Source organism: Acidovorax sp. GW458-11-26-14-TSB4, assembly GCF_059423865.1.
The window spans coordinates 1-14,466 of the sequence record NZ_JBWKYR010000012.1 but is presented as its reverse complement, the minus strand read 5'-3'; the positions used below and the strand labels follow the sequence as shown (position 1 = coordinate 14,466).

At 66.9% G+C, this 14,466-nt stretch carries 12 protein-coding genes and 1 pseudogene; 8 read left to right on the top strand and 5 right to left on the bottom strand.

Going from position 1 to position 14,466, the window contains the following annotated elements; all coding sequences use genetic code 11:
- Positions 1-31: 31 nt before the first annotated feature.
- Entirely contained in the window at positions 32-928 is an 897-nt protein-coding gene (locus AC07X5_RS21765) for a LysR family transcriptional regulator (protein WP_494771798.1), read from the bottom strand.
- Positions 929-1,005: 77 nt separating this feature from the next.
- Here AC07X5_RS21765 and AC07X5_RS21760 point away from each other — a divergent pair, with 77 nt between their 5' ends.
- Entirely contained in the window at positions 1,006-1,701 is a 696-nt protein-coding gene (locus AC07X5_RS21760; RefSeq protein WP_494771797.1) for a glutathione S-transferase family protein, read from the top strand.
- A gap of 51 nt (positions 1,702-1,752) precedes the next feature.
- Here the strand turns inward: AC07X5_RS21760 and AC07X5_RS21755 are convergent, their stop codons facing one another.
- On the bottom strand, positions 1,753-2,466 hold the full coding sequence (locus tag AC07X5_RS21755; RefSeq protein WP_409960551.1) for a DUF3334 family protein: 714 nt from the start codon (positions 2,464-2,466) through the stop codon (positions 1,753-1,755).
- 196 nt (positions 2,467-2,662) lie between these two features.
- On the opposite strand from AC07X5_RS21755, the gene AC07X5_RS21750 reads away from it, so the two are divergent.
- Positions 2,663-3,844: an S-methyl thiohydantoin desulfurase domain-containing protein gene (locus tag AC07X5_RS21750; RefSeq protein ID WP_494771796.1), complete on the top strand. Its 1,182-nt coding sequence runs from the start codon at positions 2,663-2,665 to the stop codon at positions 3,842-3,844.
- Positions 3,845-3,865: 21 nt separating this feature from the next.
- Positions 3,866-4,921, top strand: a complete 1,056-nt coding sequence (locus AC07X5_RS21745) for a sensor domain-containing diguanylate cyclase (protein WP_494771795.1) — start codon at positions 3,866-3,868, stop codon at positions 4,919-4,921.
- 93 nt (positions 4,922-5,014) lie between these two features.
- Here the strand turns inward: AC07X5_RS21745 and AC07X5_RS21740 are convergent, their stop codons facing one another.
- The 3 genes from AC07X5_RS21740 to AC07X5_RS21730 form a co-directional block, all read right to left on the bottom strand.
- Complete coding sequence (locus AC07X5_RS21740; RefSeq protein WP_409960548.1) at positions 5,015-5,476, bottom strand: (2Fe-2S)-binding protein; 462 nt, start codon at positions 5,474-5,476, stop codon at positions 5,015-5,017.
- 25 nt (positions 5,477-5,501) lie between these two features.
- Positions 5,502-7,775 carry a xanthine dehydrogenase family protein molybdopterin-binding subunit gene (locus tag AC07X5_RS21735; protein WP_494771794.1) on the bottom strand — a complete coding sequence of 758 codons (2,274 nt, stop codon included), beginning with the start codon at positions 7,773-7,775 and terminating at the stop codon, positions 5,502-5,504.
- Positions 7,776-7,872: 97 nt separating this feature from the next.
- Positions 7,873-8,481, bottom strand: a complete 609-nt coding sequence (locus AC07X5_RS21730) for a glutathione S-transferase (RefSeq protein ID WP_494771793.1) — start codon at positions 8,479-8,481, stop codon at positions 7,873-7,875.
- 155 nt (positions 8,482-8,636) lie between these two features.
- On the opposite strand from AC07X5_RS21730, the pseudogene AC07X5_RS21725 reads away from it, so the two are divergent.
- The 5 genes and pseudogenes from AC07X5_RS21725 to urtD all read left to right on the top strand — a co-directional run bounded on the left by AC07X5_RS21725 (position 8,637) and on the right by urtD (position 14,356).
- Positions 8,637-9,095 (top strand): annotated as a pseudogene (locus AC07X5_RS21725) (Lrp/AsnC family transcriptional regulator).
- Positions 9,096-9,338: 243 nt separating this feature from the next.
- Positions 9,339-10,610, top strand: a complete 1,272-nt coding sequence (urtA, locus tag AC07X5_RS21720) for an urea ABC transporter substrate-binding protein (protein ID WP_492232364.1) — start codon at positions 9,339-9,341, stop codon at positions 10,608-10,610.
- 121 nt (positions 10,611-10,731) lie between these two features.
- Complete coding sequence (gene urtB, locus AC07X5_RS21715; RefSeq protein ID WP_494771792.1) at positions 10,732-12,312, top strand: urea ABC transporter permease subunit UrtB; 1,581 nt, start codon at positions 10,732-10,734, stop codon at positions 12,310-12,312.
- Between the two features lie 17 nt (positions 12,313-12,329).
- Positions 12,330-13,484 (top strand): urea ABC transporter permease subunit UrtC, encoded by a 1,155-nt coding sequence (gene urtC / locus AC07X5_RS21710; protein WP_494771791.1) that lies wholly within the window; start codon positions 12,330-12,332, stop codon positions 13,482-13,484.
- Complete coding sequence (gene urtD, locus AC07X5_RS21705) at positions 13,481-14,356, top strand: urea ABC transporter ATP-binding protein UrtD (RefSeq protein ID WP_409960541.1); 876 nt, start codon at positions 13,481-13,483, stop codon at positions 14,354-14,356. The genes urtC and urtD overlap by 4 nt, the downstream gene beginning before the upstream one ends.
- Positions 14,357-14,466: the final 110 nt, after the last annotated feature.

Sequence of the window (14,466 nt, the reverse complement as noted above, 5' to 3'; positions counted from 1 at the left end):
GGTGAAATCCAGGATGGCAGACCCGCGTCACTCACTCCAGCACCAGCGTGTGCGCCAGGTGGCTGTACACCGTGGCCACGCGGCGCAGGTGGCGCGACTCGGGATGGGTGAGCAGCCACAGCCCGGTCTCGCACTCTTCGAGTGCGCCGGTCAGCGCCACCAGGCCGGGGTGCTGCTGCGCCAGGAAGACCGGCAGCACGCCCACGCCCAGCCCCAGGGCCACCAGCTCCATCACGGTGAGGATGCTGCCCACGCGATAGCGCGCCACCGCCTTCGGAAAATGCCGCTTGCGCCATAGCACCGAGGGGTGCTCGGGCAGCGCATCGTCGGGCGCCACCCAGTCGTGGTCGGCGTGCACGTCGGCCAGTTGCTGCACCGGGCCCTGGCGTGCGGCATACAGGGCCATGCGGATGGGCCCCACCTGCCGGCCCACCAGATGGGCCGGCGGGCGGCGCGTGGCGCGCACGGCGATGTCCGTGTCGCGCCGGGTCAGGCTGGCCAGGTCGTTGCCCGCGTGCAGCTCGAACTGCAGCAGCGGGTGCTGGCCCTGCAGTGCCAGCAGCGCGGGTGCCACCAGGCCGTGCAGGATGGTGTCGGTGGTGGTGATGCGCACCGTGCCCGACACCCGCTCGGGCCGCTGTTGCGCGGCGGAGCGCGCCGATTCCAGCGCCGATTCCAGCTGCTCCGCGTGCCCGGCCAGCGTCTGCGCCAGCTCCAGCGCCTGGTAGCCCGAGCGCGAGCGGGTGAACAGCGCCTGCCCGAGTCCGCGCTCGATGCGCTGCAGGGTGCGGAATACCGTGGACGGATCCACCCCCAGGCGCTCGCCGGCGCCTGCCAGCGTGCCCGCTCGCACCAGGGCCAGCAGGTTCTCCAGGTCGCTGGCGCCCAACTGGAAAGGGGTGGCCGGATATTGCGTTGGCGCAAGCATGGTTTGCAGTATTGCGTATTTTGATTTCGCTGGCGCAATCATAGATTCAGGGCTCCCACCCTTCAAGGATCTTTGCCATGCCCCACGCACTCACCCTCATCAGCCATCCCCTGTGCCCCTATGTCCAGAGGGCCGCCATCGCCATGGCGGAAAAGGGCATCGCCATCGAACGCATCGACATCGACCTGGGCGACAAACCCGCCTGGTTTCTGCAACTGTCGCCGCTGGGCAAGACGCCCGTACTGCTGGTCGATGGCCAGCCTGTCTTCGAATCGGCCGTGATCTGCGAGTACCTGGACGAGACCGTGGCGCCCCGCCTGCACCCGCAGGATGCGCTGGCCCGTGCCCGGCACCGGGGCTGGATGGAGTTCGGTTCGGCCGTGCTCTCGGCCATAGGCGCGTTCTACAGCGCGCCCGACGAGGCCGCGCTGGCCGACCGGGCCGCGGCCCTGCAGCGCCTGTTCGCGCAGGTCGAGGCACAGCTGGCCTTGCGCTCGGAAGCGGGCCCTTACTTTGCGGGGACGCGCTTTACATTGGTCGATGCGGTCTTTGGTCCGGTGTTCCGCTACTTCGACGTGTTCGACCGGATCGGCGATTTCGGCGTGTTCACCGGCCTGCCCCATGTGGCGGTCTGGCGCGCGGCGCTGGCGGCCCGGCCCTCGGTGGCCGGTGCCGTGGGTGCAGACTATGGGGACCGGCTGCGCGCCTTTCTGCGTGCACGCCAGGGTGCGCTGGCGGCGCGCATGGCACAGGCCGTGGCCATGCCGGCATGACCCCTGCGCCGCCTCTGCAGCCCGGGCGGCGCGTGGGCCGGGGCGGGGAGCCTACATGCCCAGCGACTTGAGCAGCTCGTCCGTGTCGGAGCCGCCGCCACCGGCGTCCGCTGCGGGCGCGGGGGCAGGCGCCGGGGCTTCGCCTTGCGTGCCGCGGGCGTTCTGCGACATCAGGGCATCGGCGTCGGGTGTGTCCTGGGCCTCGAAATCCACCGCCTTGATGAATTCGGTGCGGTCGATGGCCAGCTCCAGGTAGAAGATGTTGTTGCTGGCGGTATAGAAAGTCACGCGCCGGGCCTCGGGCTTGTCCAGGTTGGCGTCCACGCTGAGCATCACCTGCTTGTTGAGCACCAGCATCTTGGGCTGGTTCTGCGTGATGTGGGTCTGCAGCTCGCGCCGCACCTTGCCGGTGAAGTCGCCCACCACCTGGTTCATGAGCTCGCCCATCACGTTGGCGACCTCGTCCGAGGTGTAGGAGGAGACCAGGTCGTCCTTGGACATGCCCATGTTCAGCAGGTAGCTTGAATACAGCTCCATCGCGGCCTGGGCCGAGAAGTTGATGATCACCAGGCCCGAGAAGCCCCCATCGAACAGCACGAAGCAGCCGATGTCCGGCTTCAGGCAGGTCTTGCTGATGCGCTGCACCATGCCCGAGTAATGGATCTGGCTGTGCGTGGCGACGTTGAGCACGCGGGTGACCGAGTTGCACAGGCTGATCAGCAGGTCTTCGGTGCCGTAGATGACGGAGGTTTCGGTAGGGCTCATGGTGGTCGCAGGAAATAGGGGCACTCAGGATGACAACGGCTTGACAGAGCATAGGCGAAGCGGCAGCACTCGGCCAGAGTGGTTACCTGGCACTGTGGTGCCTTTGGCGTCATTGGCGCCAGAAGTTAAGCTGCGGGTTGACAATCGACCGGCTAGGCGTATCGTCCCAGCCATTCGTCAAGAGAGAGGGATCCAAATGGGAACTTACAGCTACGGGCTTGCCGATTTTCAATCCATTGCAGCGGGTGCTGCCGTGTTGGCAAGCGGTGGAGGGGGCAGCTACAACGATGCCTGCAGTGTCCTGCAGGAGCTGGCCGCCCAGGGCTTCAGTGGCCAAGTCACCGTCAAGGACTACGATGGCGCCACCCCGGCCTGCGTGCTGGCCATCATGGGCTCGCCCGATGCGGCCGACAGCCTGGATCTCACAACGATCCAGAATTCCATCACCAATACCGTGGCAGTGATGGAGTTGAACACCGGCATCCTGCTGGGTTGCTTCATCCCGGTGGAGATCGGGCCCATCAACTCCCTGGTGCCGCTGATCGGCGCGGCCCTGTCCAATGGCACGGTCTGGGTCGTCGATGGCGACGGGGCCGGCCGGGCGGTGCCCGAGCTGCCGCAAACCACCTTCACCGGCGGGGTCCAGTTGGCGCCCACTCCCTGCGCCCTGGCCAACGACGTCGCCGATCCTTCGCAGATCCAATCCTCCGTCCTCGGTGCGCCCACGGCAGCCCAGGTGGAATCGCTCGCCGGGGGCGTGGTCGGCGGCTTTGGCGGCTATTCCGGCATTGCCATGTGGCCGTCCAACGCCAACAACAACTTCGCCCTGTCGGGCAACTACATCCCCGGCACGATGGAGCAGGCACGGCAGCTGGGTGCCTACCTGCTGGGCGCAGGCAGCCCCCAGGCCACGAGCGATGTCGCCGCCAAGATCACTTCGCTCACCGGCCGGCCGGCCAAGGTCGTGCTGAAAAACTTCTACATCACCGCCGTCACCCAGTCCACCTCCAGCGCCTCGCTCGATTCGGGCATCATCCGCCTGGACAACACGCAGGACCCCTCGCAGAGCACCGAGACCCACTACCTGTACAACCTGAACGAGAACCTCATCATGTACAGCACGGCGAGCACCTCGCCCGACATCATCGCGCCCGATTCGATCTGCTACTACTCCGAGAGCACGGGCCGTGGCTTCTCCAATGCCAGCGATGACCTGGCCATCTATTTCGACGCCGCCACCGGCCAGAGCACCGGCAAGCAGGTCAGCATCATCCAGGTGCAGACCGCCTCCCTGTTGTACAACACGCCGGGCGTGGTGGCATCGTTTGAGGGGCTGCTGCGCAACATCGGCTACGCGGGCGCCATGCCGTCGGCCTGATGCGTGGACGGGCGGGAACCCATGGGTGAAGCAGACCTGAACCGGGACCGGCTGGAGTTGGCGCTCGAGGCGGCCGGCCTGGATCTGTGGGAAAACGATCTGCTCACCGGCACCGTCACGCGCAAGGCCACCAAGACCTTCCTGGAGCTGGGGTTCACCGAAGAGGAGATCGTCTCGGGGCTGCAGGACGTCTACGGCCTGTTCCATCCCGATGACCTGGCCATCGTGCAGCGTGCGGTGTCCGACCACGTGTCCGGCATCACGCCGCAGTACCGCTGCGAGTTCCGCCTGCGCAACAAGGGCGGCGAATGGGTCTGGTACGCCAACTATGGCCGCATCATGGATGGCCACACCGACACCCCGGGCAAGCGCCTGATCGGTGTGACCTTCAACATCGACGACCGCAAGCGCAAGGAAGACGAGATCGCCCAGATCAACCGCCAGCTGCGCGAGCAGAACGAGCTGCTGCAGCAGTTGAACACCGCGCTGGAGCAACTCGCTGCCTGCGATGCGCTCACCGGCCTGTCCAACCGGCGCACGCTGATGGACCTGGGCGCGCGCGAGTGCCTGCGCACCGCGCAGTTGGGCCAGCCGCTGTCGTTGATGGTGGTGGACATCGACCACTTCAAGGCCGTCAACGACGCCTGGGGCCACCTGGCCGGTGACCGGGTGATCTGCGCCGTGGCCCAGGCCTGCCTGGCGCGTTCGCGCACGGCGGTGGACATCGTGGCGCGCTTTGGTGGCGAGGAGTTCGTCATCGTCCTGCCGGGCATCGATACCCAGAGCGCGCTGCGCATGGCCGAATCGCTGCGCAACGCCGTATCGGCCCACAATGTGCTGGTGGATGGTGACGGCGCCTGCGTCACCGTCACCGTGAGCATCGGCGTGGCGACCCTTGACGACGTGCGTGGCGCGAGCTTCGAGGAACTGGTCAATACCGCCGACAAGGCCCTCTACCGGGCCAAGCAGGCCGGGCGCAACAACGTGCAGATGGCGGCACACGGGCCCCCTGCTCGTAACGATATCCTGGTCGTGCTGGATCCCGACACCGCCGAAGGCCGTGTATTGGCCAACTGACGCACGGCTGCCTTTGGGGCGGAACGCCGCCACACACAGGCCACGGCCCCGCACTTCCTTCTGTATGTTGCCCCTTGGCCTTTGAACAGGTTCTTAGCCCGGTGGCGTGCCTGCTGCCTGGTGGATGGCCGCACGGATGCGCGGGTAGGTGCCGCAGCGGCAGGCATTGCCTGACATGGCGGTGTCGATGTCCGCATCGGTGGGCCGCGCGGTCTTGGTGAGCAGGGCGCAGGCCGACATGAGCTGGCCGCTCTGGCAGTAGCCGCATTGGGCCACGTCCAGCACGGTCCAGGCATTGCGCAAGGCCTCGGCCTGCGGTCCTGCAAGCCCTTCGATGGTGGTGATGTCCCCGTCGCCCACGGCCGACAGCGGCGTGATGCAGGCGCGCGTGGGCTCGCCGTTCAGGTGAACGGTGCAGGCGCCGCACAGGGCCATGCCGCAGCCGAATTTGGTGCCGTTCATGTGCAGCTCGCCGCGCAGCACCCACAGCAGCGGGGTGTCGGGCTCGGCGTTCACTGAGACGGCCTTGCCGTTGATGCGAAGGGTGGTGGGCATGGGGGAGTCTCCTGGAGCAGTTGGTTCAGGCCACGCGCAAAGGCAGGCTGCGCAGGCGCTGGCCGTTCAGCGCGAAGAGGGCGTTGGCCACGGCTGGGGCAATCGGGGGCACGCCCGGTTCGCCCACGCCCTCGGGTGGCTCGGTGCTCGGAATGATGCGGACCTCGATGCGCGGGCAATCGGCCATGCGCAGCAGTGGGTAGTCGTGGAAGTTGGCCTGCTGAACCTGGCCCTTGTCCACGGTGATCTCGCCGTGCAGTGCAGCCGTGAGGCCGAAGACCACGGCGCTTTCCATCTGCTGGGTGATGAGGTTGGGGTTGATGGCCGCTCCGCAGTCGATCACACAGACCACACGGTGCACGCGGATGGCCTTGCTGTCGGCCGCCACCGACACCTCGGCCACCTGCGCGACGATGGAGCCGAAGGACTGGTGCAGAGCAACGCCCCGCGCGCGCGTCGCGCCGGATGCATCGGCCGCCAGCGGCTGGCCCCAGCCGGCCAGTTCGGCGGCCGTCTTCAGCACATGCAGATGGCGTGGGTGCCTTTGCAGCAGGCCGGCGCGAAACGCCACCGGGTCCTGCCCCGCGGCTGCCGCCGCCTCGTCCATGAAGCTTTCCTTGAAGAAGGCCTGGTGCGAGTGTCCGACCGAACGCCAGAAGCCCACGGGCAGCGGCAGTGCGAGGATCTCGTGGGCAACGCGCGCATGGGGCCACTCGTAGGGCTGGTCGAAAGCACCTTCCGACGTGGTCTTGTCCGGCCCGGCGCCGGGCAGGCCGAAGATGCGGCCGAGCACCTGGGGCACGATGGCCTGGCCCACCGAGAGATTGTCCCAGGCCACCAGCTTGCCCTGCGCATCGAAGCCCGCCTTGAAGCGGGCCATGCACGCGGGGCGGTAGAAATCGTGCTGCGTGTCCTGCTCGCGCGTCCACAGCGTCTGCACGGGTGCGCCACCGGCCGCGCGCGCGATGGCGGCCGCCTGGGCCACGTAATCCACCTCCAGCCGGCGGCCGAAGCCGCCGCCCAGCAGCAGCTGGCGCACGTCCACCTTGTCTTCGGCGATGCCCAGCACCTTGGCGGCTGCCGCGCGCGCCAGGTCGGGCACCTGGGTGGAGGTCCACACCGTCGCCGCTCCGTCCTTGAACTGCACCGTGCAGTTGATCGGCTCCAGCGCCGCATGCGCCAGGTAGGGCGCGCGGTAGTCGGCCGTGATGGTGCGCACCGCGCCCTGCATGGCCGCCTCGGCATCGCCACTCTGGTGGTAGCCGAAGCCCTTGGCCTGGTCCAGGGCCTGGGCCAGTTGTTCATACACCGCCGCACTCGACAGCGAGGCCGCCGGGCCGTGGTCCCATTCCACCGTGACGGCGGCCACCGCCTTGCGCGCATGCCAGGGCGTATCGGCGATCACGGCCACCGCGCCGGTGCCACCGTTCAGGGCCTCCACCGCCAGCACCTTCTTCACACCGGGCAGCTTCTCCGCGGCTGCGCCGTCCATGCGCGCCAATGTCCCGCCGCGTGTGGGGCACATCACCACGGCGGCATGCAGCAGGCCAGGCGGATTCGCGTCGATGCCGAACACCGCCGTGCCGTCGAGCTTGCTGCGCGCCTCGATGCGCGTGAGCGGTTTGCCGATCAGGCGGAACTGTGCGGCCTCCTTGAGCGCCACCTTGCCGGGCAGCGGCTGCTGCGCGGCCAGGGCCGCGAGTTCGCCAAAGCTGGCGCGCTGGCCCGCGGCATGCTCCACCACACCGGCCTGCACGCTGCACTCGGTGGCCTGCACGTTCCACTGCGCGGCCGCCGCGCGCACCAGCATGGCCCGGGCGCTGGCGCCGGCCTCGCGCATGGGCAGCCACAGGTCCTTGATGCTGGACGAGCCGCCCGTCATCATCACGCCCACCTCGCGCATGGCCTTGGCGGTGAGCCAGCCGGCCACGGCCTTGATGGAACCATCGTTGTCCGGGTGGAAGGGCAGGCCGTCGACCACGGTGGCCAGGTTGTTGTAGATGTCATCGATGGGCGCCATCTCCAGCCGCACCTGGGGCCAGTCGGCATCGAGCTCCTCGGCCAGGATGGCTGCCAGGCCGGTGTGCGTGCCCTGGCCCATCTCCGCCTTGGCCATCATCACCGTGACGGTGTTGTCCGCGCCGATCTTGAGCCATCCATTGAGCGCTGCCTGCCCGCCCGCCGTGGGCAGCGGCGCGCCCGTGCGCAGGCGCTGGCGCGGGGGCAGGGCCCCCCAGCCAATCACCAGCGCGCCCGCTGTGGCCGCGCCGGCCCAGAGCACTGTGCGTCGTTTCACCATGGTTGTTGCCTGCCTCTCGTCGCAGCGATGGGTAGGAAGCCATCGTATACCGGCAGGGGTCCCGGCGCGATGCGCCCAGGCGACACAAGCGCCCGATTCAGCGCGCAGGCAGTGTGGCAAAGGCCGGCAAGCGCTCCGCCTGCTCCGCATAGGCGGCCAGCGTCGGGTAGCCCGCCGCCGCCACGGTGTCGGGCACCATCATCTGCAGGAAATCCCAGGCCACGGCAATGGTGATGCCGGCATCGCCGATCTCTTGCGCGGGCGCGGGCAGGGGCGCGCGTGCCAGCTCGTCCTCCAGCAGCGCGCAGGCGGCCAGCAACTGGCCGGTCACACGCTCCAGCCAGGGGGCGTGCAGCTTCTCGGTGGGGCGCAGCTTGTGCTCGTAAACGATCTGCACCGCCTTCTCGCACACGGCCAGCGCCAGGCCCGTCAGGCGCAGCGCGTGCTGCAGCGCCGCGCCGCCCGCCGGCTGCAGCCGGCGCGGGGACAGCGTGGCCGCCCATTGCAGGATCAGCGTCGAGTCCATGAGCACGCCGCCGTCGTCGCAGACCAGGGTGGGCGCCTTGACCACGGGGTTGATGCGGCCGAAGGCATCGAAGGTGCTGAACACCGACAGTGGCCGGTGCTCAAAGGGCACACCGAGCACCGTGAGCGCGATGGCGACACGGCGGACAAAGGGAGAGTCGAGCATTCCAACCAGCTGCATGGGGTCTGTTTCCTCGGAGCAATCGGCCACCACTGGCCGCAGGTCATGCACCATATAGGCCTGTCGGTGCTGCGTGAAGCAGCAGGCATCGGAATAATGGGCGCCAAACCGATGGATGATCGGCCACCGCCCAACCCCGTTCAATACGCAGCAGCATGGAACTCGACAAGAAGGACTGGCTCATCCTCGAAGCCCTGCAGGCCGATGCCCGCCAGAGCCTGGCGGCCCTGGGCAAGCGCATCGGCCTGTCCCAGCCGGCCATGAGCGAGCGCGTGCGCAAGCTCGAAGACGCGGGCGTCATCGAAGGCTATGGCGCGCGCGTCAACCTGCGCGCCATCGGCGTGCGGCTGCAGGCCCTCATCCGCATCCAGACCACGCATGCCGGCATCGCACCCTACCTGAAGCTGTTCGCGGAAATGCCCGAGGTGCTGGAGGCCGACCGCGTCACGGGCGAGGACTGCTTCATCGTGCGCTGCGCCATCGCCGAGCCCGAGGACCTGTAGCGCGTGGTGGATGCGCTGGCAAGGCACGGTGGCGTCACCACCTCGCTGGTGCTGTCCAGCCCGGTGCGCAAGACCACCACGGTGCACGCACTCCAGCGGCCGGCGCGCTGAGCGGCGGCGCATGCCGAGGATGCCTGTGAAGCTATTTTTTCAGTAGCTTCAAGTGCCCGTCCAGCAAAGGGCGGGGGGTGATTGAAGCCCCTCCTGTAACCGGCCGTGTACGCCACCCGGCGTATTTCCGATCCGGGGTGCGCTCTCCAGAATCCATTCCATCGACCGACCAAGGCGCCCATCCAGGCGCCATCGGGCGAAGCGGTTTGTTGAACCACCACCCCTTCCACTGGAGAAGCACACATGCAACGTCGTTATTCCCTCAAGGCCCTTGCGGCCGTCGCTACGCTCGCTGGCCTGTCTGCACTGCCAGCCCATGCGCAGGACACCATCAAGGTCGGCATCCTGCACAGCCTCTCGGGCACCATGGCCATCTCGGAAACCGTGTTGAAAGACACCGTGCTGATGGCCATCGACGAGATCAACGCCAAGGGCGGTGTCCTGGGCAAGAAGCTCGAACCCGTGGTGGTGGACCCTGCCTCCAACTGGCCCCTGTTCGCCGAGAAGACCAAGCAGCTGCTGGGCCAGGACAAGGTCTCGGTGATCTTCGGCTGCTGGACCTCGGTGAGCCGCAAGTCCGTGCTGCCCGTGGTCGAGGAAATGAACGGCCTGCTCTTCTATCCCGTGCAGTACGAGGGTGAAGAGCTGTCGAAGAACGTGTTCTACACCGGCGCCGCGCCCAACCAGCAGGCCATACCCGCGGTGGACTACCTGATGAGCAAGGACGGCGGCAGCGCCAAGCGCTGGGTGCTGCTGGGCACCGACTACGTCTACCCCCGCACCACCAACAAGATCCTGCGCGCCTACCTCAAGTCCAAGGGCGTGAAGGACAGCGACATCGACGAGAAGTACACCCCCTTCGGCCATTCGGACTACCAGACCATCGTGGCCGACATCAAGAAGTTCAGCCAGGGTGGCAAGACGGCCGTGGTCTCCACCATCAACGGCGACTCCAACGTGCCCTTCTACAAGGAACTGGGCAATGCGGGCCTGAAGGCCAAGGACGTGCCGGTCGTCGCCTTCTCCGTGGGCGAGGAAGAGCTGCGCGGCGTGGACACCAAGCCCCTGGTGGGCCACCTGGCGGCCTGGAACTACTTCCAGTCCATCAAGAGCCCGGCCAACACCGAGTTCATCAAGAAGTGGAGCGATTACGCCAAAGCCAAGGGCATTGCCGGCCACAAGGACAAGCCGCTCACCAACGACCCGATGGAAGCCACCTACATCGGCATCAACATGTGGAAGCAGGCTGTCGAGAAGGCCAAGAGCACCGACGTGGACAAGGTGATCGCCGCCATGGCCGGCCAGACCTTCAAGGCACCGTCGGGCATCGTCTCCAAGATGGACGAGAAGAACCACCACCTGCACAAGAGCGTGTTCATCGGCGAGATCAAGGCCGATGGCCAGTTCAACGTGGTGTGGAAGACGCCTGGCCCCGTCAAGGCCAAGCCATGGTCGCCCTACATCGAAGGCAACGACAAGAAGAAGGACGAGCCGGACGGCAAGAGCAAGCTCTGATCGTTGCCGGTTCCGGGAGGCGCAATGCGCCTCCTTTCTTTCCCCCTGGCTTGCGTGGTCCGCATGGAAGCCAGGGGCGACGCCAGCGCACCGCCGCATTCTCCTGACGCCACTGGCCGCTATGCTTTCATCCCTCTTTCACCGCTTGTTCGCCTGCCTGCTGCTGTGCGCAGCCGTGCAGGCGCACGCGCTCACGGCGCAATCCGCGCGCGCCATGGCGGCTGGCGACACCGATGAGCGCATCGCAGCGCTGCAGGCCGCCATCGCCACGCCCGACGAGGCCACCATCGCCTTCATCCGCGCCATGGGCGACGACGCGGTCAAGATCGCCGGCGACAAGGCCATCGTCATCAAGGACGGCAAGGGCACCGACCCCGTGACCGGCGCCGAGGTGCCCGTGCCCGACGATGCAGAAGATATCGTCAACAACAACCGCATGCGCGGCGAGTTCGACACCGCGCTCGCCTCGCTGCAGCTCATGTCCGCCGACATCGCGCAGCGCCGCAAGGCCATCGACGCCCTGCGCGAAGAGACCGACGAAGCCCGCCTGCCGCTGATCGAAAAGGCCCTGGCCGCCGAGCAGGACGCCGGCCTCAAGGTGCGCCTGGAAGGTATCCGCGCACGCATCCTCATCAGCAGCAGCGACACCGCCAAGCGCCTGGAGGCCACCCAACTGCTGGCTGCCAGCGCCAACCCCGCCACGCGCACCGTGCTGCTGGAGCAGTTGCGCAGCGAAGAGGATCCCAAGGTCAAGGCCGCCCTGCAGACGGCCCTCAAGGCCGTGGAAGAGCGCCTGCAGTGGGGCGAGCGCCTGGCCGCCATGTTCTCGGGCATCAGCCTGGGCTCCATCCTGCTGCTGGTGGCGCTGGGCCTGGCCATCACCTACGGCCTCATGGGCGTGATCAACATGGCCCACGGCGAGCTGATGATGATCGGCGCCTACGCCACCTACGTCATGCAGGGCGTGTTCCAGCGCTACTTCCCCGGCGCGTTCGACTGGTACCTGGTGGCGGCCGTGCCCGCCGCCTTCATGGCTTCGGCGCTCATGGGCGCGGTGCTCGAGCGCGGCGTGATCCGCTTCCTCTACGGCCGCCCGCTGGAGACGCTGCTGGCCACCTGGGGCATCAGCCTCATGCTGCAGCAACTGGTGCGCAGTGTGTTCGGCGCGCAGAACGTGGGCGTGGAAAACCCCTCGTGGATGAGCGGCGGCGTGCAGCTCATGGAAAACCTGCAGCTGCCCTGGAATCGGGTGATCATCGTCGCCTTCGCGCTGGCGGTGCTCGGGGGCGTGGCCTTCCTCATCAGCCGCACGCGCCTGGGCCTGTTCGTGCGCGGCGTCACGCAGAACCGCCCCATCGCCTCGTGCATGGGCGTGAACACCGCCCGCGTGGACACCTATGCTTTCGCGCTGGGCTCGGGCATCGCAGGCCTCGCGGGCTGCGCCCTCAGCCAGGTGGGCAATGTGGGCCCCGACCTGGGCCAGGGCTACATCGTCGACTCGTTCATGGTGGTGGTGCTCGGCGGCGTGGGCCAACTGGCCGGCACCGTGTATGCCGCGCTCGGCCTGGGCGTGCTCAACAAGTTCCTCGAAGGCTGGACGGGCGCCGTGCTGGCCAAGATCGCCGTGCTGGTGTTCATCATCATCTTCATCCAGAAGCGGCCGCAGGGCATCTTCGCGGTCAAAGGGCGTACCGCTGACTGAGCGGATCGAGACAGAACATGACGACGACTACGCCTTCCTCCTCCATCCAATTGCCCGCACCCGCGCCGCTGCTCACGCGCGGCGGCTGGTCGGCCTTCATCGTGGCGCTCATCGTGGTGTGCGCCGTGGCACCTGTGCTCAATCTGTGGGTGCCGGCCGGCAGCCCGCTGCACCTGTCCGACTATGCCGTGGCCCTGCTCGGCAAGATCATGTGCTACGCCATCTGCGCGCTGGCCATGGACCTGATCTGGGGCTACACCGGCATCCTGAGCCTGGGCCATGGCCTGTTCTTCGCGCTCGGCGGCTACGTGATGGGCATGTACCTCATGCGCCAGATCGGCCGCGACGGCAACTACAAGAGCGACCTGCCCGACTTCATGGTCTTCCTCGACTGGAAGGAGCTGCCCTGGCACTGGATGCTGTCCGACAGTTTTGTGGCCACGCTCATCCTGGTGGTGGCCGTGCCCGGCATCGTGGCCTTCGTGTTCGGCTACTTCGCCTTCCGCTCGCGCATCAAGGGCGTGTACTTTTCCATCATCACCCAGGCCATGACGTACGCGGCCATGCTGCTGTTCTTCCGCAACGAGACGGGCTTCGGCGGCAACAACGGCTTCACCGACTTCAAGCGCATCCTGGGACAGCCCATCGCCACGCAGAACATGCGCATGCTGCTGTTCGTGATGACGGGTGTGGCGCTGCTGGGCTTTTTCCTGCTGGCGCGCTGGCTGGTGCGCAGCAAGTTCGGCCGTGTGCTGCAGGCCGTGCGCGATGCCGAAACCCGTGTCATGTTCTCGGGCTACTCGCCGCTGCCCTACAAGCTCACCATCTGGACCATCAGCGCCATGATGTGCGGCGTGGCCGGCGCGCTGTACGTGCCCCAGGTCGGCATCATCAACCCCGGCGAGATGAGCGCCGCCAACTCCATCGAGATCGCCGTCTGGGCAGCCGTGGGCGGCCGTGCCACGCTGATCGGTCCCATCGTGGGCGCCTTCATCGTCAACGGCGCCAAGAGCTGGCTCACCGTGACGGCGCCCGAGTTCTGGCTGTATTTCCTGGGCGCGCTGTTCATCGCGGTCACGCTGTTCCTGCCCAACGGCGTGGTGGGCCTGGTGAAGAAGTTCGGTTTCGGCAGCAAGAAGAACAACGACGACAAGAAGGGAGGCACGCAATGACCCCGGACCTGATGGAAGAGGGCGCGCGCCGCATTGCGGCCAAGGCCGCCCCGGCGGCTCCGGGCCAGACCGAATCGGGCGGGCGCGCCGCCGGCTTCTCGCGCATCGCCACGCCCGGCGAGGTGGATGTGGCCCACGGCCGCATTCTCTACCTCGAAGACGTGAACGTGAGTTTCGACGGTTTCAAGGCCATCAACAACCTGAGCCTGGATATCGCCCCCGGCGAGCTGCGCTGCATCATCGGCCCCAATGGCGCGGGCAAGACGACGATGATGGACATCATCACCGGCAAGACCCGCCCCGACAGCGGCACCGTGTTCTTCGGCAGCACCATCGACCTGTTGCGCCACAACGAGCCCGAGATCGCCAGCTTAGGGATAGGCCGCAAGTTCCAGAAGCCCACGGTGTTCGAGCAGCTCACGGTGTTCGAGAACCTGGAGCTGGCCTTGAAGACCCACAAGGGCGTGAAGTCCAGCATGTTCTTCCGCCTGGATTCGGGCCAGTCCGACCGACTGGCCGAGGTGCTGCACACGATTCACCTGGCGGGCAGCGTGACGCGCATGGCGGGCAATCTGAGCCATGGGCAAAAGCAGTGGCTGGAGATCGGGATGCTGCTGATGCAGGATCCGAAGCTGTTGTTGCTGGACGAGCCTGTCGCTGGCATGACCGACGATGAGACGGCGCGGACGGCCGAGCTGTTCTTGACTCTGAAAGGCAAGCACTCCCTCATGGTGGTGGAGCATGACATGGGGTTCATTCGCACGATCTCGGAGATCGTGACTGTCTTGTGCGATGGGGCTGTTCTGGCGCAGGGGACCTTGGACCAGGTGCAGGCGGATGAGCGGGTGATTGAGGTTTATTTGGGGCGGTGATGGCTTGCTGCTCTTCGTTCTTCGGTGCTTGGTTTGAGGGCGGAGGCCGGGATGTGCGCCCGGCGGCGCACCTTCTTTCTTTTGCGTCGCCAAAAGAAAGAAGGCAAAGA

Coding starts and splice junctions, on each gene's coding strand:
- urtB (WP_494771792.1), top strand. CDS start 10,732: ATGCTTTCATCCCTCTTTCACCGCTTGTTCGCCTGCCTGCTGCTGTGC.
- urtC (WP_494771791.1), top strand. CDS start 12,330: ATGACGACGACTACGCCTTCCTCCTCCATCCAATTGCCCGCACCCGCG.
- AC07X5_RS21765 (WP_494771798.1), bottom strand. CDS start 928: ATGCTTGCGCCAACGCAATATCCGGCCACCCCTTTCCAGTTGGGCGCC.
- AC07X5_RS21730 (WP_494771793.1), bottom strand. CDS start 8,481: ATGCAGCTGGTTGGAATGCTCGACTCTCCCTTTGTCCGCCGTGTCGCC.
- AC07X5_RS21735 (WP_494771794.1), bottom strand. CDS start 7,775: ATGGTGAAACGACGCACAGTGCTCTGGGCCGGCGCGGCCACAGCGGGC.
- AC07X5_RS21755 (WP_409960551.1), bottom strand. CDS start 2,466: ATGAGCCCTACCGAAACCTCCGTCATCTACGGCACCGAAGACCTGCTG.
- AC07X5_RS21745 (WP_494771795.1), top strand. CDS start 3,866: ATGGGTGAAGCAGACCTGAACCGGGACCGGCTGGAGTTGGCGCTCGAG.
- AC07X5_RS21740 (WP_409960548.1), bottom strand. CDS start 5,476: ATGCCCACCACCCTTCGCATCAACGGCAAGGCCGTCTCAGTGAACGCC.
- AC07X5_RS21760 (WP_494771797.1), top strand. CDS start 1,006: ATGCCCCACGCACTCACCCTCATCAGCCATCCCCTGTGCCCCTATGTC.
- urtD (WP_409960541.1), top strand. CDS start 13,481: ATGACCCCGGACCTGATGGAAGAGGGCGCGCGCCGCATTGCGGCCAAG.
- urtA (WP_492232364.1), top strand. CDS start 9,339: ATGCAACGTCGTTATTCCCTCAAGGCCCTTGCGGCCGTCGCTACGCTC.
- AC07X5_RS21750 (WP_494771796.1), top strand. CDS start 2,663: ATGGGAACTTACAGCTACGGGCTTGCCGATTTTCAATCCATTGCAGCG.